This is a genomic window from Halomonas sp. SH5A2 (genome assembly GCF_014263395.1).
Classification (GTDB): Bacteria; Pseudomonadota; Gammaproteobacteria; order Pseudomonadales; family Halomonadaceae; genus Vreelandella.
In genome coordinates this window covers 983278-1007456 of sequence record NZ_CP058321.1, presented here as the reverse complement: position 1 = coordinate 1007456, position 24179 = coordinate 983278, and the positions used below count along the sequence as shown (strand labels likewise).

General features: G+C 56.7%; 25 protein-coding genes. 14 read left to right on the top strand and 11 right to left on the bottom strand.

Annotation, left to right across the window (positions count from 1 at the left end):
- Positions 1-23 precede the first annotated feature (23 nt).
- Positions 24-722, top strand: coding sequence for a TVP38/TMEM64 family protein (locus tag HXW73_RS04770; protein WP_186255146.1), 699 nt, complete (start codon positions 24-26; stop codon positions 720-722).
- A gap of 22 nt (positions 723-744) precedes the next feature.
- Here the strand turns inward: HXW73_RS04770 and HXW73_RS04765 are convergent, their stop codons facing one another.
- The gene (locus HXW73_RS04765; RefSeq protein ID WP_186255145.1) at positions 745-2988 is read right to left on the bottom strand and encodes a glycosyltransferase; all 2244 of its coding nucleotides are present in this window, start codon (positions 2986-2988) and stop codon (positions 745-747) included.
- Positions 2989-3093: 105 nt separating this feature from the next.
- Entirely contained in the window at positions 3094-3522 is a 429-nt protein-coding gene (locus tag HXW73_RS04760) for a secondary thiamine-phosphate synthase enzyme YjbQ (RefSeq protein WP_186255144.1), read from the bottom strand.
- Between the two features lie 92 nt (positions 3523-3614).
- On the opposite strand from HXW73_RS04760, the gene HXW73_RS04755 reads away from it, so the two are divergent.
- The gene (locus HXW73_RS04755; protein WP_186255143.1) at positions 3615-4148 is read left to right on the top strand and encodes a lipocalin family protein; all 534 of its coding nucleotides are present in this window, start codon (positions 3615-3617) and stop codon (positions 4146-4148) included.
- Here the strand turns inward: HXW73_RS04755 and HXW73_RS04750 are convergent.
- Positions 4145-5083: a LysR family transcriptional regulator gene (locus HXW73_RS04750; RefSeq protein WP_186255142.1), complete on the bottom strand. Its 939-nt coding sequence runs from the start codon at positions 5081-5083 to the stop codon at positions 4145-4147. The two genes, HXW73_RS04755 and HXW73_RS04750, sit on opposite strands and share 4 nt — an antisense overlap.
- A gap of 173 nt (positions 5084-5256) precedes the next feature.
- Between HXW73_RS04750 and HXW73_RS04745 the strand changes: the two genes are divergently transcribed.
- On the top strand, positions 5257-6330 hold the full coding sequence (locus HXW73_RS04745) for a tartrate dehydrogenase (RefSeq protein WP_186255141.1): 1074 nt from the start codon (positions 5257-5259) through the stop codon (positions 6328-6330).
- A 111-nt stretch (positions 6331-6441) separates the two neighbouring features.
- Here the strand turns inward: HXW73_RS04745 and HXW73_RS04740 are convergent, their stop codons facing one another.
- Positions 6442-7053: an exopolysaccharide biosynthesis protein gene (locus HXW73_RS04740; RefSeq protein WP_186255140.1), complete on the bottom strand. Its 612-nt coding sequence runs from the start codon at positions 7051-7053 to the stop codon at positions 6442-6444.
- Between the two features lie 50 nt (positions 7054-7103).
- Here HXW73_RS04740 and HXW73_RS04735 point away from each other — a divergent pair, with 50 nt between their 5' ends.
- Positions 7104-7259 carry a hypothetical protein gene (locus HXW73_RS04735; protein ID WP_186255139.1) on the top strand — a complete coding sequence of 52 codons (156 nt, stop codon included), beginning with the start codon at positions 7104-7106 and terminating at the stop codon, positions 7257-7259.
- Positions 7260-7442: 183 nt separating this feature from the next.
- Positions 7443-8471, top strand: a complete 1029-nt coding sequence (locus HXW73_RS04730) for an SMP-30/gluconolactonase/LRE family protein (RefSeq protein WP_186255138.1) — start codon at positions 7443-7445, stop codon at positions 8469-8471.
- A gap of 77 nt (positions 8472-8548) precedes the next feature.
- Here HXW73_RS04730 and wrbA read toward each other — a convergent pair whose 3' ends face one another.
- On the bottom strand, positions 8549-9148 hold the full coding sequence (gene wrbA / locus HXW73_RS04725) for an NAD(P)H:quinone oxidoreductase (RefSeq protein ID WP_186255137.1): 600 nt from the start codon (positions 9146-9148) through the stop codon (positions 8549-8551).
- Positions 9149-9332: 184 nt separating this feature from the next.
- On the opposite strand from wrbA, the gene HXW73_RS04720 reads away from it, so the two are divergent.
- From HXW73_RS04720 to HXW73_RS04690, 7 genes are all read left to right on the top strand, one after another.
- The gene (locus HXW73_RS04720) at positions 9333-9773 is read left to right on the top strand and encodes a hemerythrin domain-containing protein (protein ID WP_186255136.1); all 441 of its coding nucleotides are present in this window, start codon (positions 9333-9335) and stop codon (positions 9771-9773) included.
- A gap of 241 nt (positions 9774-10014) precedes the next feature.
- Entirely contained in the window at positions 10015-11007 is a 993-nt protein-coding gene (locus HXW73_RS04715; protein ID WP_186255135.1) for a succinylglutamate desuccinylase, read from the top strand.
- A gap of 187 nt (positions 11008-11194) precedes the next feature.
- Positions 11195-11965, top strand: coding sequence for an ABC transporter ATP-binding protein (locus tag HXW73_RS04710; RefSeq protein ID WP_186255134.1), 771 nt, complete (start codon positions 11195-11197; stop codon positions 11963-11965).
- 15 nt (positions 11966-11980) lie between these two features.
- Positions 11981-12685 carry an ABC transporter permease gene (locus HXW73_RS04705; protein WP_186255133.1) on the top strand — a complete coding sequence of 235 codons (705 nt, stop codon included), beginning with the start codon at positions 11981-11983 and terminating at the stop codon, positions 12683-12685.
- Positions 12685-13416 (top strand): ABC transporter permease, encoded by a 732-nt coding sequence (locus tag HXW73_RS04700; protein WP_186255132.1) that lies wholly within the window; start codon positions 12685-12687, stop codon positions 13414-13416. The genes HXW73_RS04705 and HXW73_RS04700 overlap by 1 nt, the downstream gene beginning before the upstream one ends.
- A 110-nt stretch (positions 13417-13526) precedes the next feature.
- The gene (locus tag HXW73_RS04695; protein ID WP_186255131.1) at positions 13527-14294 is read left to right on the top strand and encodes a transporter substrate-binding domain-containing protein; all 768 of its coding nucleotides are present in this window, start codon (positions 13527-13529) and stop codon (positions 14292-14294) included.
- A gap of 188 nt (positions 14295-14482) precedes the next feature.
- The gene (locus HXW73_RS04690; RefSeq protein WP_186255130.1) at positions 14483-15262 is read left to right on the top strand and encodes a TraX family protein; all 780 of its coding nucleotides are present in this window, start codon (positions 14483-14485) and stop codon (positions 15260-15262) included.
- Here the strand turns inward: HXW73_RS04690 and HXW73_RS04685 are convergent.
- From HXW73_RS04685 to purE, 4 genes are all read right to left on the bottom strand, one after another.
- The gene (locus tag HXW73_RS04685) at positions 15255-16493 is read right to left on the bottom strand and encodes a GGDEF domain-containing protein (RefSeq protein WP_186255129.1); all 1239 of its coding nucleotides are present in this window, start codon (positions 16491-16493) and stop codon (positions 15255-15257) included. The genes HXW73_RS04690 and HXW73_RS04685 overlap by 8 nt on opposite strands.
- A gap of 124 nt (positions 16494-16617) precedes the next feature.
- Complete coding sequence (locus HXW73_RS04680; protein ID WP_186255128.1) at positions 16618-18228, bottom strand: sensor domain-containing diguanylate cyclase; 1611 nt, start codon at positions 18226-18228, stop codon at positions 16618-16620.
- Between the two features lie 157 nt (positions 18229-18385).
- Positions 18386-19525 carry a 5-(carboxyamino)imidazole ribonucleotide synthase gene (locus tag HXW73_RS04675; RefSeq protein ID WP_186255127.1) on the bottom strand — a complete coding sequence of 380 codons (1140 nt, stop codon included), beginning with the start codon at positions 19523-19525 and terminating at the stop codon, positions 18386-18388.
- Between the two features lie 11 nt (positions 19526-19536).
- Positions 19537-20052, bottom strand: coding sequence for a 5-(carboxyamino)imidazole ribonucleotide mutase (gene purE, locus HXW73_RS04670; protein WP_186255126.1), 516 nt, complete (start codon positions 20050-20052; stop codon positions 19537-19539).
- A gap of 210 nt (positions 20053-20262) precedes the next feature.
- On the opposite strand from purE, the gene HXW73_RS04665 reads away from it, so the two are divergent.
- A complete protein-coding gene (locus HXW73_RS04665; protein WP_186255125.1) occupies positions 20263-20535 on the top strand; it encodes an XRE family transcriptional regulator in 273 nt (90 codons plus the stop codon).
- Between the two features lie 96 nt (positions 20536-20631).
- Here the strand turns inward: HXW73_RS04665 and chrA are convergent, their stop codons facing one another.
- Together chrA and ilvD are read right to left on the bottom strand one after the other, a co-directional pair.
- The gene (gene chrA, locus HXW73_RS04660) at positions 20632-21813 is read right to left on the bottom strand and encodes a chromate efflux transporter (protein WP_186255124.1); all 1182 of its coding nucleotides are present in this window, start codon (positions 21811-21813) and stop codon (positions 20632-20634) included.
- A gap of 93 nt (positions 21814-21906) precedes the next feature.
- Entirely contained in the window at positions 21907-23592 is a 1686-nt protein-coding gene (ilvD, locus tag HXW73_RS04655; RefSeq protein ID WP_186255123.1) for a dihydroxy-acid dehydratase, read from the bottom strand.
- Positions 23593-23823: 231 nt separating this feature from the next.
- Between ilvD and HXW73_RS04650 the strand changes: the two genes are divergently transcribed.
- Complete coding sequence (locus tag HXW73_RS04650) at positions 23824-24138, top strand: addiction module antidote protein (protein ID WP_179928892.1); 315 nt, start codon at positions 23824-23826, stop codon at positions 24136-24138.
- Positions 24139-24179: the final 41 nt, after the last annotated feature.

The window sequence follows — 24179 nt, the reverse complement described above, 5'->3', positions numbered from 1 at the left end:
ATTTCTCACCGATGGGAGTGGCCATGTCTAGAACACTACTTAAAGGCATAGGCTTGATCATTATCCTCGTCGCGCTGGGCGTGATGTGGCATCTGCTGCAGCGCTACGAGGTTCTCACCCAGGCTCACCTGACCGACTTGACCCGCACGATCAGCCAATGGCGAACCGCACCGTGGATGTTCGCCGCCGTGATAGCGGTTTACACGGGCTCGCTGCTGGTCATGTTTCCGCTGAGTCTTCTGGTCGTTGTAACCGGCTTGCTGTTCGGCCCGCTATGGGGGCTGGGTTACGCCACGCTGGGTACTCTGACGTCTTCCGTGGTGTCGTATTGGGTCGGTCATTGGCTCGGTCGCGATGCCCTGATGCACTACGGTGGCCGCCATCTGCGTGGGCTGTCCGGCTACTTATCGAAGCGCGGCATTCGCACCATGACGGTGATCAATCTGTTGCCACTCGCACCCTTTACTCTGACCAATATGCTGGCAGGCGCCTTCCATCTGAAGTTTCGCGACTACATGATCGGCTCGACGCTGGGGATTGTCCCGGGACTGGCCGCCGTTATTTTACTGGGTAGCCAACTCGGCGCACTGTTTACCGCCGCCTCTCCCCAGGAGCTTGCCCTGGCCGTATTCGGCCTTGCCGTCGGTATCGGCCTACTGATTGCCTTGAAGCGCTATGCCTCATCACGCAGCGCTAAACGCTCTCAACAAAAGGAAAAATGACGCTCATACAGCCGCTGGATTATCAGGGTTTGCTGTGATACTTGGCGAGCACCTCAGCGTAAAAGTGCGCGACCGACCCGGCAAACTTGGCAATGTCGTAATCCGCTGCAAACTGCTGCGCCTGGTGGCCCAGCGTTTGGCGCAGGGCATCGTCCTGGGTCAGCGCCCTCACTTGCTGCCCCCATTTCTGGCGATTCTGCGGTGTTTTAAAGCCGTTGAAGCCTTCCCGCACCACGTCGTCGATGCCGCTTGAGCGCACCGCCACCACTGGCAACCCCGCTGCCATAGCTTCAAGAATCACCATGCCCTGGGTTTCAGAGATCGACGCAAAGACAAAGATATCGCCCAGGTGATAGTAAAGCGCCATGTCATCGGGCGGCACCGCCCCCACCAGCGTGACATGCGATGTCAGTGCTAGCGTATCGATCTGCGTCTGGATGATCTCGCGATCCGGCCCGTCGCCAATCAGTAACAGATGGAAGTCATCGTGACCATCGGCCTTGAGCTCGGCAAGGGCCTCCAGCATAAAGCTGATATTTTTCTCTTGGCTGATGCGTGAAACGCTGACCAGTATTTTGCGTGTCGACGCGATCCCCCATTGTTCGCGTAAATTGGCCAACGCCGCCGTTTCCGCGGTCGCAAAGCGCTCTGCCTCAATGCCCGTCGGTTGTACCAGCGTCGGCGTTTTCACCCCGATCATGCGCAGGTACTCCTCCGCCGAATGCGTTGGCACAATGACGCCCTGGCAGCGGTTGGAAAAACGCTTGATCAAGTAGTGGGAGATCAAGTTGCGGAACAGCGCGCCCGGCAGGGGTACAAAATGCGCGTAGTGCTCCAGCCGCGTGTGGTAGGTATAGATCACAGGGACGCGCAGGCGGCGGCCCATCCATAACCCCATCGACCCCAGCCAGAACGGGTGATGCACATGAATCAGGTCAGGTTTAAACGCACGCAAACCGCGGTGAAAGCCAACGCTGAAGAAGTTGGTTAGCCGAAACTCACGTTTTTCACCAAAGGCCATTAGCGTGGGGACGCGGTGGATCGTCTCGTCGTCCTGCCCGGGCTCCCGGTAGCGGGGCACAAAAAGCTGAATAACGTGCCCCAGCTCACGCAAGCCAATGCGCAGACGTTCGACTGAAACGGATACACCGGAAACAAACGGAAAATAGTTGTTTGACACCATCGCCACTCGCAGCGGTTTATCCAGGTAAGGTGTCGGGTCGATATCAAAATCGGGGTAGTAATCCCGATCCTCAAAAATCAGCCGGTACAAGCGCATGGCAAGCAGCGTCAACAGACCCACAATCAACAAAAAACGCGTATAGCTGACATAGAAGAACGCATAGATCGTCGATGCGACGCTGCTTAGCATGCGCCACCAACCGGGGCTATCCACGTTCAAGCGCACCGGAAAAATGCTCAGCGTATCGCTCTGCACATTGACGACCACATAATGGTGAAAACTGCTGTCGGCATCGGTGAGAATGCCCCCACCACCGCCAGTGGTGACGTAATTGACCCCATTGATGGTCTGGTGGGAGAAAAGCGACAGGTTGGCCGAAAATACTGTCTCTACATCGTACTGCTCAGCCAGGCGCATCAGGCCTTCACTAAGTTCGGGGTTATTCAAATAGTTATCGGCTTCGAACAGCGGGGCATCGCTGACTACATTGGATAGCGGCAAACCAATAAAGATAAACCGATGCTCCGCTGTGGAGGCCGTCAACTCCCTTTCCAGCCAGTCCAGTTGCCAGGAAGTGGACGATTTACCGGTCCCATCAAGGAACATGAAATGGGCATTGCCCGCCGTAAACGAATAGAAATGAGGGCCGAAAGACTCGTAAAAACGATAGCTGCCAAAATCACTGTCTTCATTGTCACCGTAGGTCAGCAAATACGGCACCTCCAGCGTTTCCATGCTCTGGTAGATCGCTTGATAGCTTTCCTGCTGGCCACCGCTGACAGCGTTACCCGCCGAAACAAGGAAATCGATGTTGCCCTGATTAATCATCGGCACGATTTCATCTTGAAACACGTTGACCGAGTTGCTGATATTGCCCACCACGGCAAACCGATAGTGATCTCGCCCGGCAAGGCGCTCACGGATATCGGCGACCTGCTGCGAATGTACAGACTCAAAATCCGGCTCGGCAACGTACAGCCACACCTGATGAATGACCAGGCCCGCCACCAAGGCGAGGTTAAGAACAAAAACGAGCCGCAGCCAGTGCTGGCGGGCAAACCGAAAAATACGACGTCGAGGCATGAGCAGGCGCTTATTTATAAGTCAATTAAAGTGCCGCTGGGCGGCTTGGCGCGTAGTGAGCGCCAATGACTATACAGCAACTGTTTTGGTTAACAATGCGGTTGGTTACGAGTCAGCTTTCCCGGTAAGTGTCGCTATGACGCGTCGCGGTCCACCCTGCTCACGGTGTTCGCCGAGCCAAATACCCTGCCATGTGCCAAGCACCAGGCGGCTACCACGCACCGCCAGTGTTAACTGAGTACCCAACAGGCTTGCCATGACATGGGCGGGCATGTCATCCGGGCCTTCCAACGTATGACGGAAATAATCCAACCCCTCCGGCACCAGTCGACGCATGAAGGCGTCCATATCCTGGCGAACGTCGGGGTCGCTATTTTCATTGAGGGTCAGCGAGGCCGAGGTATGCAGTAGCTGCAGATGCAAAACGCCCATCTCACATTCCGCCAGCCAGGGTAGCGCCTCGACCAGCTCGTGGGTGATAAGATGAAAGCCCCGTGGCCGCTCGGTTAGGTGAATCTCATCTTGGTGCCACATAACCATCGCCTTAACATAATGAATGGGTCACTCTACTCATTGTTATTGGCGACGCTTGAATTAGCAAACGCCCGTCAGCTCAGGAGCACACAATGTTCAAACCATGGAAGGTCGTCCTCGGCAGTGCCGCCATTGCCGGCTGTACGGGCATACCTGACGGCACCCAACCCGTTACCGGCTTTGAGCTGGACCGCTATCTTGGCCAGTGGTACGAAATCGCCCGACTGGATCATTCCTTCGAGGAAGGGCTGCAATGCGTGACGGCGACTTACAGCCTTCGCGAGGATGGTGGCGTCAGAGTGATCAATCGCGGCTACGACCCGGAAGAACAAACCTGGGATGAAGCCGAAGGACGCGCCTACTTTATCGACGATGACGATATTGGCCGACTGAAGGTCAGTTTCTTTGGCCCCTTTTACGGCGGCTATAACATCCTGGCGCTGGATGACGACTACCAGTGGGCATTGGTATCAGGCCCTAACCGTGATTACCTATGGATTCTGTCGCGCACCCCGGACATGGATAGCGAGGTAGAAAACCGCCTGCGCAAACGGGCCGCCGAGCTGGATTTCCCAACCGACGAACTGATTGATGTCGCCCATGACAGTACATGCCCCGACCGCTAGTCAGTTGATTGTGTTTCAAGCGGCATGGCAGGCACGCGCATGGCCATTTCTTGCTGAAGGTAGTCGATAAAGGCACTGATGCGTCTTGGAATATGACGACGCTGTTCGAAGAGCGCGTAGAAATCCGCGCGCACGCCTTGCCAGCCGGGTAATAACGGCACCAGCGCCCCACTGGCAAGATGCTCGTTAACATCCCACCAGGAACGCAGCATCACCCCGTGGCCTTCGAGCGCCAGGCGTGTCACCACCTCACCGTCGTTACTGGCAAGTCGACCGCTGACTTTTACCGATTGGACATTGGCTGGTGAGCCGCAGAGCTCGAACCGCCACAGCGGAAAATCACTATCGTTTTCACGGATGACCAGGCAGCTATGCTGCGCCAGATCGGCAGGCGTGGTTAACGCTGGCATCCGCTCGAGGTAGCCCGGCGATGCGCAAAGCACGCGACGATTGACCAGGATTCGCCGCGCCACCAGGCGGGAGTCCGGCGGTTCGCCAATGCGCACACCCACATCAAAACCGTGGTCGCTTAGATTCAGCGGAAAATTGGTCAACTCCAGCCAGCTTTCAATCGACGGGTTCTCGAGACAAAAACCTGACAGCAACGGCGCGACATGTCGCCTGCCAAACCCAAAGGTGGCGTTCACCCGCAACCGGCCGCTAAGTGACTGATTGAACGTATCCCCAAGGCCATTTTCCAGTTCATCGAGCTCTTCAAGAATCAACCCACCACGGGCCAGATAGTGCTCACCCTCAGCCGTCAGTGTCAGACGCCGCGTGGTTCGCGCCGCCAGCATGACGCCCAGCCTCGCCTCCAGCTGTTTTAGCCGCTTGCTGACCGCCGACAGCGAGAGCCCCAACTCCCGCGCCGTCGCGGTCAAGCTTCCGGCACGCGCCAACTGCTGAAAAAATGCCAAATCATCCAAGGGAGTCACTGATTCTTTACCTCAAGGCAACAATAGCTTGCATCATAGACTAATTATCTTCTGCGCTATAGGGACTACACTTCACTTCACAACGACACGTTACCGCATCGTTCATTGCGCAAAGTTCATAGTAAATAGTTCTTAGTAAATAGTTCATTGCGCCTATCTAACCAGGAGTCACCATGGCCCACCGTATTGCAGTGATTGCCGGCGACGGCATTGGCACCGAAGTCATGCCCGAAGGCATTCGTGCTCTGGAAGCTGCCGCCAAGCGTTTTGACATCCCATTGGAGTTCACCACCTTTGAGTTCGGCAGTTGCGACTACTATCTAGAACACGGGAGCATGCTGCCGGATGACTGGTTCGAACAGTTGAAAGGCTTCGATGCGCTGTTTTACGGCGCGGTGGGCTGGCCCGACAAGGTGCCCGACCATATTTCCCTGTGGGGCTCGTTGTTACAGTTCCGTCGCCGTTTTGATCAGTACATCAACCTGCGCCCGTGCAAGCTGATGCCCGGTATCAAAAGCCCGCTGGCAGGCCGCGAGCCCGGCGATATCGATTTTTACGTGGTGCGCGAAAACACCGAGGGTGAGTACTCGAGCATCGGTGGCAAGATGTATGAAGGCACCGAACGCGAGATCGTCCTTCAGGAAACAGTGATGAGCCGCACCGGCGTTGACCGGGTCCTCAAGTACGCCTTTGATCTGGCGCAGACCCGCCCGCGTAAAAAGCTGACCTCGGCTACCAAGTCCAACGGCATCTCAATCACCATGCCCTACTGGGACGAGCGCGTGGTCGAGATGGCGAAAAGCTACCCGGACATCGCCGTGGATAAATTCCATATCGATATCCTCACCGCCAACTTTGTGCTGCACCCGGACTGGTTCGACGTGGTGGTGGGCAGCAACCTGTTCGGCGATATTCTTTCCGATTTAGGCCCTGCCTGTACCGGCACCATCGGCATTGCGCCGTCGGCCAACATCAACCCGGAAGGCCATTTCCCCAGCCTGTTTGAGCCGGTCCACGGCAGCGCACCGGATATTGCCGGCAAAGGCATCGCCAACCCCATCGGCCAGATCTGGTCCGGCGCCATGATGCTCGAACACCTGGGCTATCAAGAAGCCGGGGATGCGATGGTCACGGCCATTGAGGCCGTACTCGGCGCAGGCGATAGCCAAACCCTGACCCGTGATGTTGGCGGACAAGGCACCACAGAGAGCCTTGGCAAGGCGATTGCCGAACGAATTAGCGGCTAATAAAAATGCCTCGCTGCGGAGACAGCGAGGCATCAGATTCATATATGTCCCCGTTTAAGCCGAATTCAGCCAGATAGCCGCGTAAGGCAGCGGTCAATGATGATTACCGGTTCAGGCTGATGTGAGCAGCAATTCCTTAACGAAAATTTCGATGAGCCACCAGCTGCCACCGATGATGGCGACGGAGACAACACCGGCCACTAGTGCAAGGCCGAGGCCGACAGCGACTGCGATACCATCTCGTTGGGCAAGCCCCAGCGACAGAATCAGTACTGCCAAGCCGGGTAGCGTATTACCAAATGGAATCGGCAGTACTATCAATAAGGCCATGACAAAAATAACGCCGCCGATGCTTCGAATCGCCATTGGCGTACTAAGACAGCCCAGGCGCGCACTCAGGCGCCGCTCAACCTTTTCTAGATGAGGCGTTGCCTTGCCCAGGATCCGTTCCAGCTGTTGTCGCCCAATGCGCAGATTGGCAATACCTGTCGGTAACTGAACACGCTTGGCGCCGACGGCCATCTGCATGCCAATGAAGGCTAGCGCTGTCCCAAACACCATGCCAACGGGAATGCCTGGCGTAGGCACAATCGCCGGGATCGCGAAAAGCAATAGCACCAAGTGGATAGCACGTTCATCGAGGGCGACCAGAATGTCGCCTATCGTGGGGCGCTGGTCTTTTAGGTGACCAGGCAAAGCACGCAACACATTGGCCAAGCTCATTTCTCACGCACTCCATCCACACCACAGGAAGATCGACGTGCGGATAATATATGGATATCAGGAAAATAAGTATCCAACACTTCCAATTTTTTGCTAAGGCAATACTCGGCGCAGGCGATAGCCAAACCCTGACCCGCGATATTAGCAGACAAGGCAATACGGAAAGCATGGGCAAGGCGATTGCAGAGCGAATTGCTGCGCACTGACTCTGTAATAGTCATTAATTTGCGTAGGCATGCACTTACGTAGCGACTGGCTGCCCGAATAAGCTCAACCGGGCAGCGAATGTATGACTTCCACATCTTTATGTTCTACATTTTCCTGAGAGCGCGTGAAGCCTGCTTCACTTCGCTCATAACAAGTTCTCAAACAACAATCAGGACAATGCTATGAAACTCGGACGCCGTCAGTTCCTTTCGGCAACGGCCACCCTGGCCGCCGTCGGTACCTCACCTCAGCTTTTTGCCTGGCAGGCCTCACAAGGCCCTATCCCAGAGCGTTATCCCATCGATGCCTGGCAGGTCGAGGATCAACGCTTTAGTGATTACATGATTTTCAATAGCCCTCTGGAGCGTCACTGGAGCGGAGGACTCTGGGCAGAGGGGCCGGCATGGAACGCCATAGGTCGTTATGTCGTGTTCAGCGATATACCCCGTGCCAAGCAGATGCGCTGGGACGAAGCCACTGGGCAAGTCAGCGTTTTGAGGGACAATGTCGGGCACTCTAACGGCAATACCTTCGATCACCAGGGTCGGCTAATTGCTTGCGAACACTACCCCTCACGCGTTTTGCGCTACGAATGGGATGGCAGCACCACGGTGCTTGCCGAGCGCTATCAAGGCAAGCCACTCAATGCACCCAATGATGTCATTGCCCTACCGTCAGGAGGCGTGATTTTCACCGATCCAGGCTATGGCGCTCACTTCGACTATGAGGGGAAAAAACGCGACCTGGAACTCGACACTGCCATCTATTACGTTGATGACAGCCTCGATGAACCCATCATGCTGACCGATGACATTCACAAGCCAAACGGTATTGTAATGACACCGGATGGCGAGGGATTCTACGCAAGTGACAGCGCACCTACCCATTACGACGAGCCCGCGCGAATCATCCGCTGGACCCTAGGAGAAGACGGCCGCAGTGTCAGTGATCGGCAAGTGGTCGTGACCAGCGAAGATACGATTTTCGACGGCATGACCTGCGACATGGATGGCAATATCTGGTCAAGTGCCAACGGTGGCGAGGGTATCGACGGCGTGGTGGTCTTCTCCCCGGAAGGCACCTTGCTTGGGCGCGTCTTACTGCCCGAAGTCTGCTCGAATGTGTGTTTCGCTGGCCAGGATCGTAACCGGCTATTCATGACCGCCAGCCAATCCGTCTACACCATTTATACGGCGGCACGCGGGGCTTAGCCACTGACTATATCTGAAACGCAAAAAGCCTCGCCGGACGGTTCCAGCGAGGCTTTTTTGTCACTGATCAAACCAGATTAGTTTGCCAGCTTGGCCGCAATGCCTGCGACATGCTCACCTTGGAAGCGAGCAATTTTCAGTTCACGATCATCCGGCTGGCGAGAGCCATCGCCACCAGCAATCGTGGCTGCGCCGTAGGGCGTACCGCCACTTACCTTGGAAATATCGAATTGTTCTTCGATACCATAGCCAATCGGCACGATCACCATGCCGTGGTGGGCCAATGTGGTCCAGGTAGACGTGATGGTCATCTCGTCGCCGCCGCCGGTGCCGGTCGAGGTGAATACGCTGGCCACCTTGCCGCGCAGCGCGCCATTTGCCCAAAGCCCACCGGTCTGGTCGAGGAAGGTACGCATCTGGCCGGCCATGTTGCCGAAGCGCGTCGGGGTTCCGAAGATGATCGCGTCGTAATCGGCAAGCTCTTGCGGCGATGCTTCAGGCGTCGTGTAATCCTGCTTGCCACCGGCATTCTTGAAGGCGTCTTCCGGCATGGTTTCGGGCACGCGCTTGACGGTGACCTCGACACCATCGACGCGCTTGGCACCCTCGGCGACGGCCGCCGCCAGCGTGTCGATATGGCCATACATGGAATAGTAAAGCACCAGTACTTTTGTCATTGCTCACTCCTTTGCGCTTCAATTAGTGATGTCTGAATTGATAGACACAACATAACGTAGTGGCGCGTAGAAAAAAGCGAATGTTTTCGACCGCGAGAATCGATTTCATCGATGCTCAGCCGTTTGCGCTTTCGTCGTTCGCTGACTAGCTTTTACTTCACCCCCCGCCTCCATGGAGAAAGGAATGACAATTTTCGAAGCCTTACGTAAAGACCATGATATTCAGCGCGACCTGCTGGCTCGCCTGGTGGAAACCCATGGTGACAGCGATGAAAGAGAGCAGCTCTATCAGCAGGTTCGTGCGGAATTGAAATTCCACGCCAATGCCGAAGAGCGCTCGCTTTACATCCCCATGATGGATGTTGACTTGACCCAGGAAAAAGCCCGCCACAGCGTGGCTGAGCACCACGAAATCGATGAGATGATCGAACTGCTCGACGACACCGATTTCAGCGCGACCAGTTGGCTAACTCACGCCAAGAAACTCCAGCACCTGGTCACCCATCATCTGGATGAAGAAGAACACGAGGTATTTCAGCTCGCCGGACGAGGCCTTGAAGACCAGCAGAAAATCTCGCTGGCAGATGAATACACCGAAGAAATGCAGCGTCAGCGCTCGGCCTGATCAACGAGCAAGATTTATAACGCCCGAGTGGCACAGCTAGTGGCTTCCGGGCGTTTTTTATTGGCAATCTTTCACTATGCCACCGCGCTTTTTCATTCGAACGACGCAAAGGGTTGCCGGTTAAGCGGAAGATGGTAAAGGTAGGCCACGTTTATCAGCTTGTTGCACTGCCAATGACACAACACAACGATACCAAGCGATGTTCTCTCTCTGAAACAACTACCCGTCACAAGGTGACAGCATGCTAGGCGAGTGGCTGGATTGGACCCTCGACGAGCAGCGCGATACCTCCCGGCAAGGCACCTTTGCCAGCGGTCGCTTTGAAATCACCGCGCCAGGCGTTCTACGCCTGACGCCGCATCTTCAACACCCGAGCGCTCACGCCTGTATCTTTTCAGCCGCCATTCACGGCAACGAAACCGCTCCGGTCGAGCTGATCGGTGCCTGGCTGAGCGAACTGGAAGCCGGAACGCTCACTCTGGGCGCGCCCGTACTGGTGATTCTTGGCAATATTCCCGCCCTCAAGGCCCAACAGCGTTTTATCCACACCAACCTCAACCGGCTCTTTGAGCGCGGGCTCTCAGCCAGCGGCGACGAACCGGCCCGGGCGCGCCAGTTGATGGCTGAGGTTGATGACTTTTTCAGCGACAATGCAGCATTACCCAAGCTTCACTACGATCTTCATACGGCGATTCGCGCTAGTCTCTACCCGCGTTTTGTCGTAGAGCCCTATGCGGATAGCGACACACACAGCGAACAGTGGCAGTGGCTCGCCGCTGCCGATATGCAGGCCGTGTTGCACCAGCATCAACACAGCTGGACATTTTCTCACTACAGCAAGCATTATCACGGCGCGCAATCGTTTACCTTCGAGCTTGGCCGGGTAGCGCCTTTCGGGCAAAACGACATGGCGTCGCTCACGCCGATGCTGGCCCTGCTGGGTCGTCTTAGCGAAGGTACCGCACCGGCGGAAGGCGCCATTGAAGCGGTTACGTTTTTCCGCGTACAGCATGAGTTGATGCGCCACGGCGACAATTTCACGCTGTGCTTTGACGATGACACCCCCAATTTCACCCGTTTTGCGCCTGGAACCTGCTTAGCCAACGACAGCCAAAGCGGTGAACATCGGGTCGGCGATACCCCACTGTACGTGGTATTTCCCAATGCCAATGTCGAAATTGGCGCGCGCGCCGCGCTATTGGTGGTTCCCTGCGCACCACCCACAGATGATTAAGGTATGACAACAACAATCCACTGGCGATGATGACTCGCTTGGCGTTTACTACGACTAACGTCGAGCCACTAAAAACACCAGGAGAGCGTGCATACGCCGTTTAGCCTGATAGAATCGCCCCTTTTTTCGCGCCAGCCGCCATCAACATTCACTGTTGCCGCGGCAACCCAGTATTGGAGCCAATCACATGGCCGCTACGCCTATTCCTCTTGAAGTGCGTAATATTAAAAAACGCTTTGGCGATACAGAAGTTCTGAAAGGCCTTTCACTCCAAGCCAATAAGGGGGATGTCATCACCCTTATTGGGGCATCAGGTTCAGGCAAAAGCACCTTCTTGCGGTGTATGAACCTGCTTGAACAGCCTGACGAAGGCGACCTTTACGTGCATGGAGAAGAAATCCGCTTCAAGAACACCCGCCGTGGCCGCGAACCCGCCGATTGGAAACAGGTGGTGCAGATGCGCGCCAAGCTGTCGATGGTGTTTCAAAGCTTTAACTTATGGGCGCACATGACGCTGCTCGAAAACATCATCGAGGCGCCGATCCATGTACTGGGCAAACCCAAGAAAGAGGCTATCGAACACGCCCGCGCGCTTCTCGAAAGGGTCGGCCTGACGGCTCGCGCCGATGCCTACCCAGCCCAGATGTCGGGTGGTCAGCAACAGCGTGGTGCCATTGCACGGGCGCTGGCCATGGACCCGGAGGTAATGCTGTTCGATGAGCCCACCTCGGCGCTGGACCCCGAACTGGTGGGCGATGTTCTCAAGGTCATGCATGGCCTGGCCGAAGAAGGCCGCACCATGGTGGTGGTCACCCATGAGATGAGCTTCGCCCGGGACGTCTCCAGTCAGGTGATTTACCTCCATGAAGGCATGGTGGAAGAAGCAGGGCCACCCGAGGAGATGATCGGTAACCCTCAGTCTCCGCGCCTGCAGCAATTCCTGGCTCCTAAATACTGATACGCGAGGCTCACTATGCTTGATCTTCATGGTTACGGCCCGCGCTTGCTGGAAGGCGCAGGGGTAACGCTTCAGTTAGCGCTGTTATCGCTGCTTCTCGCCGTGGTACTCGGGCTTATCACCGCCAGCGCCAAGATGTCGCGCAGCTGGATTGCCCACCGAATCGCGACGCTTTACACCACGGTTATCCGCGGCGTTCCCGATCTGGTGCTGATGATGCTGTTGTTCTTCGGCGGGCAAATCGGCGTCAACATGATTACCGACTGGTTGTACTATCAATTTGATATCGATATTTTTATTAATATCAATGAGTTTGTTGCTGGCGTGGTGACCATCGGACTGATCTTTGGCGCCTACATGGGCGAAACATTTCGCGGCGCCTTCATGGCAGTGGATAACGGCCAGATCGAAGCCGGCAAGGCTTACGGGATGAGCAATTCGCTGGTTTTCCGACGCGTCCGCTTCCCGCAAATGATGCGCCACGCCCTGCCCGGCCTCTCCAACAATTGGATGGTATTGCTCAAGACCACCGCGCTGGTCTCGGTTATCGGGCTTTCCGACATGGTGCGCGTGGCTTCGGAGGCCTCCAAGGCCACCCGCGAGCCGTTCACCTTCATGATTGTGGTGGCACTCATTTATCTGTTGATCGCCAGCGTCTCGGAGTGGATATTTGCCCGCCTGCAAAAGCGCTATGACATCGGTTACGGGGAGGCAGACTAATGGAATCCCTACTCACCTGGCTGGAAACCCAGCTCGCCGATAACAGCATTTTTACCCTGCAAACGCTGTCGTACTATGGCGCTGGCTTGACGACCACCGTTCAGCTCGTCTTCCTCTCGCTGATTATCGGGCTTATTGCGGCGGTGCCGCTCGCCATTGGTCGCGGTTCCAGGCATGCCTGGATCAAATGGCCAATCTTTGCTTACACCTACGTCTTTCGCGGCACACCGCTACTCATTCAGCTTTACCTGATTTACTACGGCGTGGTATTCGTTGATGGCATCCAGGAGACATGGCTGTGGATCTTTCTGGAAGACCCTTTTGTTCCCGCACTGATTGCCTTCACGCTTAACACCGCCGCCTACACGACCGAAATATTTCGAGGTGCCATCAAATCCACCTCGAAAGGCGAAATCGAGGCCGCGCGGGCTTACGGCATGTCGCCCGGCTTGACCATGCGTCGGATCATCATTCCCAGCGCCTTCCGGCGCGCCCTGCCCGCTTATGGCAATGAGGTGATTTTCATGCTCCACGCCAGTGCGATCGCAAGCGTGGTCACCATCATGGACCTGACTGGCGCGGCACGCTTTGTCTATGCCCGTTACTACGCGCCTTTCGACGCCTTTTTATTCGTCGCGGCCATTTATCTGTGCCTGACCTTTGCGATTTTATATTTCTTCCGCCACCTGGAGAAAAAATTGCTCGCCCATCTACAACCTCAAACCGGGTAGTGTGAAACAAACGTTGGTTCATACGTCGACAAAACATTGCAGTCGGCGCTAAGCTGACGAAGGTTATATGCCTCACCGCTTGGTGAGTTACGTCCATCAGGAGATTCATAATGAAAAAAGTCCTAACACTTTCTCTACTTGGCCTGGCGATTGCCGCCTCCAGTGCCCAGGCGCAGGATTACGAAGAAGTTCGCATCGGCGTGGATGTTCCCTACGAGCCAATGGAATACCGCACCCCTGACGGCGATCTCACTGGCTTCGACATTGACCTGGGCAACGCCCTTTGCGAAGAAATCGGCGTTAGCTGCGAATGGGTTGTTCAAGGCTGGGACGGCATCATTCCGGGCCTCCTGTCACGTAAATACGATGCCATCATGTCGTCCATGACCATCAACGATGATCGTCGCAAACAGGTGCTGTTCTCTGACCCCTACATTACGCCGCCGTCTGCCTGGTTTGCCCCTGAAGGTGTCGAGTTTGACTCTATCAGCGAAGAAACGCTCACCGGCATGACCATCGGTGTTCAGCGCGGCACTCTTCAGGATAACTACGTCACTGATATGTATGGCGATGTGGCAGACATCAACCGCTATGCGACCGCCGATGACATGGTGCTGGACATGGAGTCCGAGCGTCTGGACATCCTGTTCCTCGACTTCCCGGTGGGCAAATCCACCCTGCTGGAAAGTGAAGAAGGTGACTATATCGTTGTCGGCGACATGCTGACCGAGCCGAAAGAATACTTCGGCGACGGCTTCGGCATTGCCTTCCGCCAGCGCGATGAAGCGCTCGCCGAGCAGTTCAACGAAGCCCTTGAAACCCTTCGTGACAACGGCACCTACGACGAAATCTACGCGCGCTACTTCGACGCAGAGTAAGCAACCTCTCCTCCCCAGCCTGCTGGGGAGGGACTTCTACTTCCCCAACAACATCTTGTCTCTCCAGCCCCCCTACCGCAATTCATTTAGCCCTAAATGAACCGATGCCTTATCTATCGGTCTTTGCATTAGCAGCATTTACCCCATTATTGATAAACCCAGCTTGGCGTCATTCACAGGGAGGTTCTATGGCGGTTTCAGCAAAACCCTCGTCACACTGGACGGGCTGGGCACAGTGGCTCGCTCTGTTCACCATGACGGTGGACCATGTGACGCGCTATGTCGTACCCGATGGCTGGGGCCTTGATTGGGTGGGGTCATCCGTTGGCCGCATCGCCTTCCCGCTGTTTGCTGCAATGGTCGCATGGCATGGCCTTTTTAATACGCGTAACCCGATGCGTTACGCGCGGCGCATGCTGATTATCGGGATGATCGCGCAACTGCCTTACATGCTGATGCCGCGTGAATCCGATGCGTTCATCCTCAACATCTGCTTTACCCTGGCCACCGGTCTTGCGCTGGGTTCACTGGTGCGGCTGGGTTGGCAGCACTATCAACAGGAAAGCATCCACTTTGGCTGGCTGTTAGGCGGTGCGGCGGCAGGAGTTACCCTATGGTATCTACTCGGCTTTTGGGTTGAGTATAGCCACTTCGGATTGCTATTGATTCCGTTGCTGATGTTTGCCATGCAGGCGCTGAACGATGCCGAGCGTGATTTTTCAGCGCGGCTATGGGCAGGATTGGCGGCTTTTCCGGCCTTATGGATAGCGGGCCAGATGAATGCTTCCGATATGGCCAAGTCGTTTACGGTAGGCACCTGTATTATCGTCTTGGTGCTAGCAGCAGGCGTCGCACAGCGCATCCCCACCATTCAGTGGGCCATGCCCAGGCGCTTATGGCTGGCCTGGTACCCTGGTCATTTCGCCTTGATCGCGCTATGGCTGCTTATCAGCGGCCAGCTCAGCTAGTCGAATCCTCAGCAGGTGCTCGGAACGGGGCTAATTTTTGCGCTTCTTTCAGCATCCATGGCTGATAGCGGCGACGCTGCGCGCGACCTCCCATTTTGGCTTGGCACATGGCCAGGTCGGCTTCTTTCAACAAATCGTCACGGTGATGACCACATGGGTGAAAACAGGTATAGCCAATGCTTGGCGTCACATTTACCCAATGATTTTCTAGTCTATAAGCGCCTGATAGCGCATCCTGTACACCCTGCATATATGCTTCAGCCCAGTCGTCCAGCGACTGGGCTGTCGTGGTATTGAATGCCAACAGCACAAACTCATCGCCACTCAGCCGAGCGGCCATATCGCCTTTTTGTAAACAGCTCTCCAAACGACGCGCCACCTGGATCAGTAAATCGTCACCGGCAGCATGGCCAAGCGTATCGTTGATCAATTTAAAACGGTCCAGATCCATAAACAGCAGCAAACCGCTGGTGTACTTTTCATCGGCGCAAAGCGTCTCCAGGCGCTCGATAAACATGCGTCGATTGGGCAGGTCGGTCAGTGCATCGTAGTTCGCCTGGCGGTAAATAGTCGCTTCACGGGCAGCCATGCTGACCCGCAATGAAATATTGTCGTGAATAATCAGCCCCAGGCGCCGGCTGGTGACAATCAGTAGTCCTAAAAACACCATCATGATAATGCCCATCATGGTGTGGGTGGGTACCCCGGACGTCAAGAACATCCATTGCAGAGGCAGGCCAATCGGCAATAAGAATAAAATCACGATCCACCAGATGGCGGAAATCATGGTCACGCTACCGGCTGCCACACCCGAAAGTGTAATCGCCAGCGCCGCCACATATTCAGGTCGCTCGGGGGCAAACATAAGCACACCGGCAGTTCCCCAAACGCACCCTGCCACAAGGACAGTGCACGCAAACCAGAATATCCATTTCGGGTGCGCCTGTGATGTTGCGTCAGACTGAAGATACAGGGAAGCCAGGCGTAAGCGAAACAGAGAGATGGCAATAATGGCGACCAGCCAGCTGATTAAAACAGAGGGAACGACGACCTCCCACATAATGCTGACCAACAGAACCGCCCCTAGAATACCGGCGTATACGGGCTGCCATAAATTACTGTACAGGATGCGCACTTTTTCACTGGTCAGGCCACAGGCCATATCGGAATCGTCACGCTCAAACCGGCGACGCAGACCCGATAGGATCGTCGCACTAAAAAACTGTGGCATTTAAAAGTGTCCCCTGCATTGCCGACTTGGCTATCGAGCCTTTTTTTAGTCGGCTACTCTGCCCTTTTTAGCCGATTTGCGAGTGCTTGGCGACAAAATCTGACGTCTGAGTTCAACGGATAATTCAACTCGTCGATTCGTCAGCAGGCGCCTGGGGCTGGGCCAGCTTTTGCGCTACCTCGCGCATCCACGGCTGATAGCGGCGACGCTGGGCGCGCCCTTCAGTTTTCGCTTGGTACATGGCGAGGTCAGCTTCTTTCAGTAACTCACCATGGTCGCAACCGCTGGCCTGGAAGCAGGCGTAACCCATGCTTGGGGTCACGTCCACCGAGAGACTTTCCAACCGATACGGCGCTGACAGGGCTAGTTGGACCGCCTGCATATAGTCCTCAGCCCAGTCATCCAACGCCTTGGGGGTGGTGGTATTGGTCAACGCCAGCAGCACGAACTCATCGCCGCTCAGCCGAGCCGCCATATCGCCTTCGTGCAAACAACCTTCCAAGCGGCGCGCCACCTGGATCAGCAAATCGTCACCGGCAGCGTGTCCAAGTGTGTCGTTGATCAGTTTAAAACGGTCCAGATCCATGAACAGCAACAGCCCGCTGGCGTACTGTTCATCGCCGCAAAGCGTTTCCAGGCGTTCGATAAACATGCGCCGATTGGGCAAGTCTGTTAGTGCATCGTAGTACGCCTGGCGGTAAATAATCGCCTCGTGTCGCTTACGATCGGTAAAGTCCTCGATCATGGCCACCCCACCGACCATTTCCTGACTGGCACTGTGCACGCCGTTGAAAAACGCGCGCAGCGGCGTACCTACAGAGGCTTTAGGGAGTTGATAGGTCCCCTCGTAGTAGCCGGTGCCTTGGCTCAAGGCGTCGCTTACCGCCTGGGCGACTGCTTTATCGGCACTTGGCGCCAGCATGCAGTAACCAATCAGTTGGCCTCGCTCCACGCCCAGAATCTCCAGCAGCTTGCCATTGCAGTCGGTAATGGTTCCCTGATCGTCAAAATGCAGCACGCCAAGCGGCGACTGGTGAAAAATCGACCGGTAGCGGTCCTCGCTTTCCTGCAGCTGCGCCTCGCGCGACGCCATGTTAACGCGCAGTGAAATATTATCGTGGATGATGCGACTCAAACGGCGGCTGGTCGTGACAATCAACCCCAGAAACAAGATAAGCATCGAGCCAATCAGTAACGAAAGCGACGACCCCAGCAGGAAAAACTGCAGCATCAACGGCAGCATGATGGGCAGCATAAACCCCAGCGCTACCCACCAGACAGCTGAAAGTGTCGTCACCCCGCCCGCGGAAATACCGGCGACCACAATCGAAAGCGCCGCCACCTGGCCAGGGTGATCCCCGGTAAACAGAGCAAAGCTGCCCAGCCCCCAGACACAACCCGCCGCAATGGCGCCTATGCTGAACCGTCGCAGCCAGCGTTGGTGCTGCTGCTGCAAGGCCGGTAAGCGCTGAAAGCGATGGGCCAAGCTCAGGCGAAAGCCCGAGACAACGACTAACAGTGCCAACCAACCGATTAACTTCCAATGCGCCACGACCGGCCAGAGCGCAGCGACCAGCAATATTGCAGTCAGCACGCTGGCCAGCACGGGCGACCATAAGCTGTCATATAATAGGCGTACTTTTTCGCTGCGCAGGCTTTTCAGCGTGACATGGTGTTCACTCTGAAAACGACTGCGCAGACCCGACGCAATAGCCGTGTTAGAAGACTGTGGCATACAAAGTCCCTTGTAAGTTGCCGAGCTGGCTTCTGGGCCAGTCTTATTGATTAAACAGTCTGACCCTTTTTAGCCGATTTTCTAATGCTTTGCGACTGAAGTTAGCGATTGGCGCGTTTGCGCATAAAAAAGCCGCCTTAAGAGGCGGCGATTAGGCTTAAAGAGTTGCTTCAAAGCTCCATGTGACAGGGGGTGCCCCAGGCAACAGGGCATGACAGGTACGCACCTTTTCAAGCAGTTCGGCGTGGGTGTCCGCCACTATATTGAGATGCGCCAGCTTCCGCCCGGGCCGCTCGGTCTTGTCATAACGGTGCAGGTGAGTATTGGACAGCGCCAACAGTGCCGCGCTATCGCCCTCCTGACCGATGACGTTGACCATGCAGGTGGGCGCAATCGCCTGAGGACTCCCCAAGGGCAGCCCCTGCACCGCCCGCAGGTGGTTTTCAAACTGGCTGGTCACCGCGCCGTTCATGGTCCAGTGGCCGGAATTATGAACACGTGGGGCCATTTCATTGGCCAGCAGACTGCCGTCCCGGGCCTGGAAGAGCTCCAGCGCTAGCACGCCAACGTAGTCCAACTCATCCAGCAGCGAGCGAATGTAGCGGTCTGCCGTTTGCTGGACGCTTTCGTCGATATCCGGCAGCGGCGCGACCGAATATCGCAAGATGCCCTCCACGTGCTGGTTTTCCGCCATGGGATAGAACACCACCTCGCCATCGCGGCCGCGTACGGCAATGATCGACACTTCGCGCACGAAGTCGACGAAGGACTCGACGATCAATTGACGGTGGCCAATATCGCGCCAGGCATCACCCGCCTGTTCGGGCTGCTTAAGCACCGCCTGGCCTTTACCGTCGTAGCCTTCAGTGACGGACTTCGCCACTACCGGGCAGCCAAGTTCGCGGGCGGCGGCTTCAAGCTGCTCGGCGCTCTCGACAATACGGTAAGCGGGCGTGGGGATGCCCAAACGGTCGAACAGCGCCTTCTCTTCCACGCGGTTTTGGCATACTTCAATGGCGCGGCTGCTGGGGTAGACCGGCTTATGCTGCTCAATGTCACGCACCAGTTGAACCGGCAGGTGTTCGAATTCGTAGGTCACCACGTCGACCTTTTCAAGAAACGCGGCCAAGTGCTGATTCTCGGGGTCAACGATGACCTCGCCAATGCCTGCACTAGGGTTACCCGTGGTATCCAGAAACGTGAAGCGATTACCCAGCGGGTAGCCCGCCAGGGCCAGCATGCGGCCTAGCTGGCCAGCACCCAAAATACCGATGTTATTGGCAATGACAGACTGCATCTCAAGCCTCCTTATTCGGCTTCCGGGTCGGGGCGCGGGTCCGGGTTATCAAGCACTTTCTGGGTCTGCTCGGCGCGGAACGCCTCTACCGCATTGCGCACGTCGGCATCCTGCAAGCCGACAATTTGTGCCGCCAGTAAGCCTGCATTGGTCGCGCCCGCTTTGCCAATCGCCAGGGTGCCGACCGCAATACCGCCCGGCATCTGGGCAATCGAGAGCAGCGAATCCAGCCCTTTCAGCGCCTTGGATTCCACCGGCACACCCAGCACCGGCAGCGGTGTTTGTGAGGCCACCATGCCCGGCAGATGAGCAGCACCGCCAGCGCCCGCCACAATCACCTGCAGGCCACGCTCGGCGGCACCCTTGGCATAGTCGAACAGCAGATCAGGCGTGCGGTGCGCCGACACGACGCGGGTTTCATAAGCCACGCCCAAACGCTCCAGCATGGAGACAGCGTGCTCCATCACCGGCCAGTCCGATTTTGACCCCATAATCACACCCACTTTGGGTGCGCTGTTCGACGACATGCCATCACTCCTCGGCCCGTGGCCTTATCCATACACTCAATATACCGTGCCTCACACGAGAGGACAGGCGAAAAATTAAGGGGTTAGTTTGCCAGAGCTAAGCCCCTTGCGGGGAGCCTTCCGTGCCATGAAATTTTCATCAAAAAAGGCATTGAAATGCGCCCCGGTTGGGGGCATTGTGTCGTTGTCACTTCAGACTGATGGAGCCTCATGAGTACGGCACGCTCAACTGCCCACGCGGATCTGCTCGACCCTCCGCGAAGCAGCCCTGACCTCGATGTCAGGGAACTCGAAAAACGCACGCGCTTAATGCGTGTTATCACGCATCTGATTGCAGTATCAGACATGGGAAGCCGTGAAATCGCCCGCCGAGCGGGGTTACCCGTTCAAAAGGTCAGCGACCTGCTCGCTGGAAAGCTTGAGCACCTGAAGGTGGAAGACCTTCTGGTTCTACGTCGCACGCTTGAAGTGGAGGTGCCATAGCGAATAGATCCTTTACCCCTCCAATTGGATTTTTTCTCTCGCTATCATCGGCCGCCCTTGCAGCGGCCGTTTTTGTGCCCGCTTTATGCAACGACCTCAGGGCGCAATTAATACTCCCCCCAATGCCACCACGATCACTACCGCCCAGGCAGGTAGTTTCCAGACGGTTAATAGCAAGAACCCGGTAAGCGCCAACGCAAACTCGTGCGGACCGAGAATCGCACTCGTCCATACCGGATCGAAGAGCGCCGCGCCCAGGATACCCACCACCGCAGCATTGGCGCCGCGCATCAGCGCCTGTGCACTTTGCCACTGGCGAAAACGATTCCAGAACGGCAGCACGCCCACCAGCAGTAAAAAGCCAGGCAGAAAAATCGCCAGCAGCGCAAGCGTCGCTGCGAGCAAACTACCGCCTGCGGGAATCAGCGCTCCAAGGTAGGCCGAAAAGGTAAACAGCGGCCCGGGTATCGCCTGGGCGGCACCGTAACCGGTCAAGAACTCGTCGGCCGAGACCCAGCCGGACTGCACCACTTCCGCCTCTAACAGCGGCAGCACCACGTGCCCGCCGCCGAATACCAGCGCGCCCGAGCGATAAAAGGCATCGGTGATATCCAGCCAGACCGCCATCCCGGCCAGCAGTGGCAGCAACACCAGCAGCCCGCCAAACAATCCCAGCGCAATGATGCCGACCTGACGCGAGACCGGGAAATGCAGCGCCTCGCTATCAGCAGCGGCCGCCGCCACGCCCCGGCACAACGCAAGTCCAGCCAAGCCACCCAGCACAATCGCCGCTACTTGGCCCAGCGGCCCGCTGATAAACACAACGGCAAACACGGCGGCCAGGGCGATACCCGCGCGGGTGTTATCCGGGCAGAGATTGCGCGCCATGCCCCACACCGCGTGGGCGACAATCGCCACGGCGACGACCTTCAAGCCGTGAATAATACCGCTGGCAATCGGCCCATCCAGCACCGCCGCCCCAAAGGCAAACAGCACCAGCACAATCGCCGACGGCAACGTAAACGCCAGCCACGCCATTGCAGCCCCCCAAGGGCCCGCTCGCATCAGCCCAAGGGCAAAACCCACCTGGCTGCTGGCGGGCCCGGGGAGAAACTGGCATAGCGCGACCAGATCCGCGTAAGCGCTTTCGCTCAGCCACTTCCTGCGCGCAACAAACTCGGTGCGAAAGTAACCCAGATGCGCCACCGGCCCGCCGAAGGACGTTAGGCCCAGCAGCAAAAACGCCTTGAACACCTCACTGACTCGCGATGTCTGCATTCTTCAAACCCTTAATAGCGCACATAAAAACGCCAGGTTAACCCTGGCGTTTGACATACCAATGACAGCTTACTCTTTACTCTTTACTGTCCTTTACTCTTCGTTGTCGGTCACTGCCCCGGTGCTGGCGGAACTGACCAACCGCGCGTACTTGGCCAACACGCCACGGCGGTAACGCGGCGTCGGCTGCCGCCAGGCCGCCCGACGGCGAATCAGTTCATCATCGGCGACATCCACCTCGATGGTATCGGCCACCGCATCGATGGTGATGGTGTCGCCGTCTTCGACCAGCGCCAGCGGGCCACCCTCGAACGCCTCGGGGGACACATGGCCGACAACAAAACCGTGGCTACCGCCGGAGAAGCGGCCATCGGTAATCAACGCCACGTCGCTGCCCAACCCACGGCCCATAATCGCCGAGGTGGGCGTGAGCATTTCGCGCATACCGGGGCCGCCTTTGGGGCCTTCATAGCGAATCACCACCACGTCACCCGCGACCACGGTGCCATCGTTAATCCGCGCCTGGGCTTCTTCTTCAGAGCCAAACACCCGTGCAGAACCGCTAAACCGGGTGCCTTCCTTGCCGGTAATCTTGGCCACCGCGCCTTCCGGTGCCAGGTTGCCGTGAAGAATACGCAGATGGCTTTCAGCTTTAATGGGATTACCCAGCGGCGCGATGATTTTCTGGTCCAGTGGGTACGGCTCAACGTCGGCGAGGTTTTCAGCCAGCGTTTTGCCGGTGACCGTCAGGCAGTCGCCGTGCAGCAGCCCTGCGTCGAGCAGGATCTTCATCAGCGGCTGAATACCGCCGATAGCCACCAGCTCACTCATCATGTAGTGGCCGCTGGGGCGCAGGTCGGCGACTACCGGTACGCGCTTGCCGATCTCGGTGAAATCCTTGAGCGACAGTTCAACCCCGCTGGTGCGCGCCATGGCCACCAGGTGCAGCACCGCATTGGTCGAGCCGCCCAGGGCAATGACCACGGTCACGGCGTTTTCAAACGCCTCGCGGGTCATGATATCGGAGGGCTTGATATCGTTTTCCAGCAGCGCCAGCACGGCTTCGCCTGCGGCCTTGCAGTCGTCGCGCTTATCCCGGGAAATAGCGTTCTGTGCCGAGCTGCCCGGCAGGCTCATGCCCAGCGCTTCGATGGCTGAGGCCATGGTATTGGCGGTGTACATGCCGCCACAGGAACCGGGACCGGGAATCGCCGTTTCTTCAATGTTCTTGAGTTCGATCAGGTCGATATCGCCGCGCGAGTGCGCGCCCATGGCCTCGAAGACCGACACAATATCGGTATGCCCTTCGCCGGGCATGATGGTGCCGCCGTAAACGAAAACGCTTGGGCGGTTGAGCCGCGCCAGGCCCATCACGCAGCCGGGCATGTTCTTGTCGCACCCGCCAATGGCCACCAGACCGTCAAAGCCTTCACAGCCCGCCACGGTTTCGATGGAATCGGCGATCACCTCACGAGACACCAGCGAGTACTTCATGCCCTCCGTGCCGTTGGCAATGCCGTCTGAAATGGTGATGGTGTTAAAGATCACGCCTTTGCCGCCCGCCGCGTCAGCGCCGTCGCGGGCATGTTCAGCTAGCTCGCCAATGTGGCTGTTGCACGGTGTCACCATGCTCCAGGTCGAAGCAACGCCCACCTGAGGCTTTTTGAAATCGTCGTCGTTAAAACCCACGGCGCGCAGCATCGCGCGGCTGGCAGCTTTACCTGGGCCATCAACCACGGGGGCAGAATGACGGCGGGAATTGTTAGTTGACTCGGTCATGGAAAAATATCTCTCAGCTTTGTTCACGGTATCGGCATAGCTTGGCGATATATCGCGCATCCCGCAAGACGTTCATTTAAAGCATCCTTACAGTATGTTCCTCGTTGCTTTTGCTCTTTATCAGGTGTAAACCAAAGTTGACACTTATAGCACTGCCAACTATGGCTATCAGCCAGCCCCGCGACATCGAACAGGCCAAAGCCATTGCCGCGCAATGGAAGGAGTAACTCCATGACCGTTACTAACGTCACTTTCAGTCACTACGATACTGCCGATTACCTTCAAACTGAGGAGGATATTGCGGCTTATCTGGATGCAGTGATGGAAGAAAATGATCCCGCCCTTCTGGCAGCCGCACTCGGCGATATCGCCCGTGCGCGCAACATGAGCCAACTTGCCAAGGACGTGGGCATGAGCCGCGAAGGGCTCTACAAAGCCCTGTCTGGGGAAGGCAATCCGGCATTTTCAACCATCAGCAAGGTCGCTAACTCCCTAGGGTTGCGCCTATCCATCGAACCGCTTTCACGGCCGAAAGCACATAGCTAACGCGCTTACCGCGCATCCAGCAAGACCAGTAACTGCTTTAA

Bases quoted from the DNA above. Each gene is read 5' to 3' on its own strand.
- HXW73_RS04770 (WP_186255146.1), top strand. From the start codon at position 24: ATGTCTAGAACACTACTTAAAGGCATAGGCTTGATCATTATCCTCGTC.
- HXW73_RS04765 (WP_186255145.1), bottom strand. From the start codon at position 2,988: ATGCCTCGACGTCGTATTTTTCGGTTTGCCCGCCAGCACTGGCTGCGG.
- HXW73_RS04760 (WP_186255144.1), bottom strand. From the start codon at position 3,522: ATGTGGCACCAAGATGAGATTCACCTAACCGAGCGGCCACGGGGCTTT.
- HXW73_RS04755 (WP_186255143.1), top strand. From the start codon at position 3,615: ATGTTCAAACCATGGAAGGTCGTCCTCGGCAGTGCCGCCATTGCCGGC.
- HXW73_RS04745 (WP_186255141.1), top strand. From the start codon at position 5,257: ATGGCCCACCGTATTGCAGTGATTGCCGGCGACGGCATTGGCACCGAA.
- HXW73_RS04740 (WP_186255140.1), bottom strand. From the start codon at position 7,053: ATGAGCTTGGCCAATGTGTTGCGTGCTTTGCCTGGTCACCTAAAAGAC.
- HXW73_RS04735 (WP_186255139.1), top strand. From the start codon at position 7,104: ATGGATATCAGGAAAATAAGTATCCAACACTTCCAATTTTTTGCTAAG.
- HXW73_RS04730 (WP_186255138.1), top strand. From the start codon at position 7,443: ATGAAACTCGGACGCCGTCAGTTCCTTTCGGCAACGGCCACCCTGGCC.
- wrbA (WP_186255137.1), bottom strand. From the start codon at position 9,148: ATGACAAAAGTACTGGTGCTTTACTATTCCATGTATGGCCATATCGAC.
- HXW73_RS04720 (WP_186255136.1), top strand. From the start codon at position 9,333: ATGACAATTTTCGAAGCCTTACGTAAAGACCATGATATTCAGCGCGAC.
- HXW73_RS04715 (WP_186255135.1), top strand. From the start codon at position 10,015: ATGCTAGGCGAGTGGCTGGATTGGACCCTCGACGAGCAGCGCGATACC.
- HXW73_RS04710 (WP_186255134.1), top strand. From the start codon at position 11,195: ATGGCCGCTACGCCTATTCCTCTTGAAGTGCGTAATATTAAAAAACGC.
- HXW73_RS04705 (WP_186255133.1), top strand. From the start codon at position 11,981: ATGCTTGATCTTCATGGTTACGGCCCGCGCTTGCTGGAAGGCGCAGGG.
- HXW73_RS04700 (WP_186255132.1), top strand. From the start codon at position 12,685: ATGGAATCCCTACTCACCTGGCTGGAAACCCAGCTCGCCGATAACAGC.
- HXW73_RS04695 (WP_186255131.1), top strand. From the start codon at position 13,527: ATGAAAAAAGTCCTAACACTTTCTCTACTTGGCCTGGCGATTGCCGCC.
- HXW73_RS04690 (WP_186255130.1), top strand. From the start codon at position 14,483: ATGGCGGTTTCAGCAAAACCCTCGTCACACTGGACGGGCTGGGCACAG.
- HXW73_RS04685 (WP_186255129.1), bottom strand. From the start codon at position 16,493: ATGCCACAGTTTTTTAGTGCGACGATCCTATCGGGTCTGCGTCGCCGG.
- HXW73_RS04680 (WP_186255128.1), bottom strand. From the start codon at position 18,228: ATGCCACAGTCTTCTAACACGGCTATTGCGTCGGGTCTGCGCAGTCGT.
- HXW73_RS04675 (WP_186255127.1), bottom strand. From the start codon at position 19,525: ATGCAGTCTGTCATTGCCAATAACATCGGTATTTTGGGTGCTGGCCAG.
- purE (WP_186255126.1), bottom strand. From the start codon at position 20,052: ATGTCGTCGAACAGCGCACCCAAAGTGGGTGTGATTATGGGGTCAAAA.
- HXW73_RS04665 (WP_186255125.1), top strand. From the start codon at position 20,263: ATGAGTACGGCACGCTCAACTGCCCACGCGGATCTGCTCGACCCTCCG.
- chrA (WP_186255124.1), bottom strand. From the start codon at position 21,813: ATGCAGACATCGCGAGTCAGTGAGGTGTTCAAGGCGTTTTTGCTGCTG.
- ilvD (WP_186255123.1), bottom strand. From the start codon at position 23,592: ATGACCGAGTCAACTAACAATTCCCGCCGTCATTCTGCCCCCGTGGTT.
- HXW73_RS04650 (WP_179928892.1), top strand. From the start codon at position 23,824: ATGACCGTTACTAACGTCACTTTCAGTCACTACGATACTGCCGATTAC.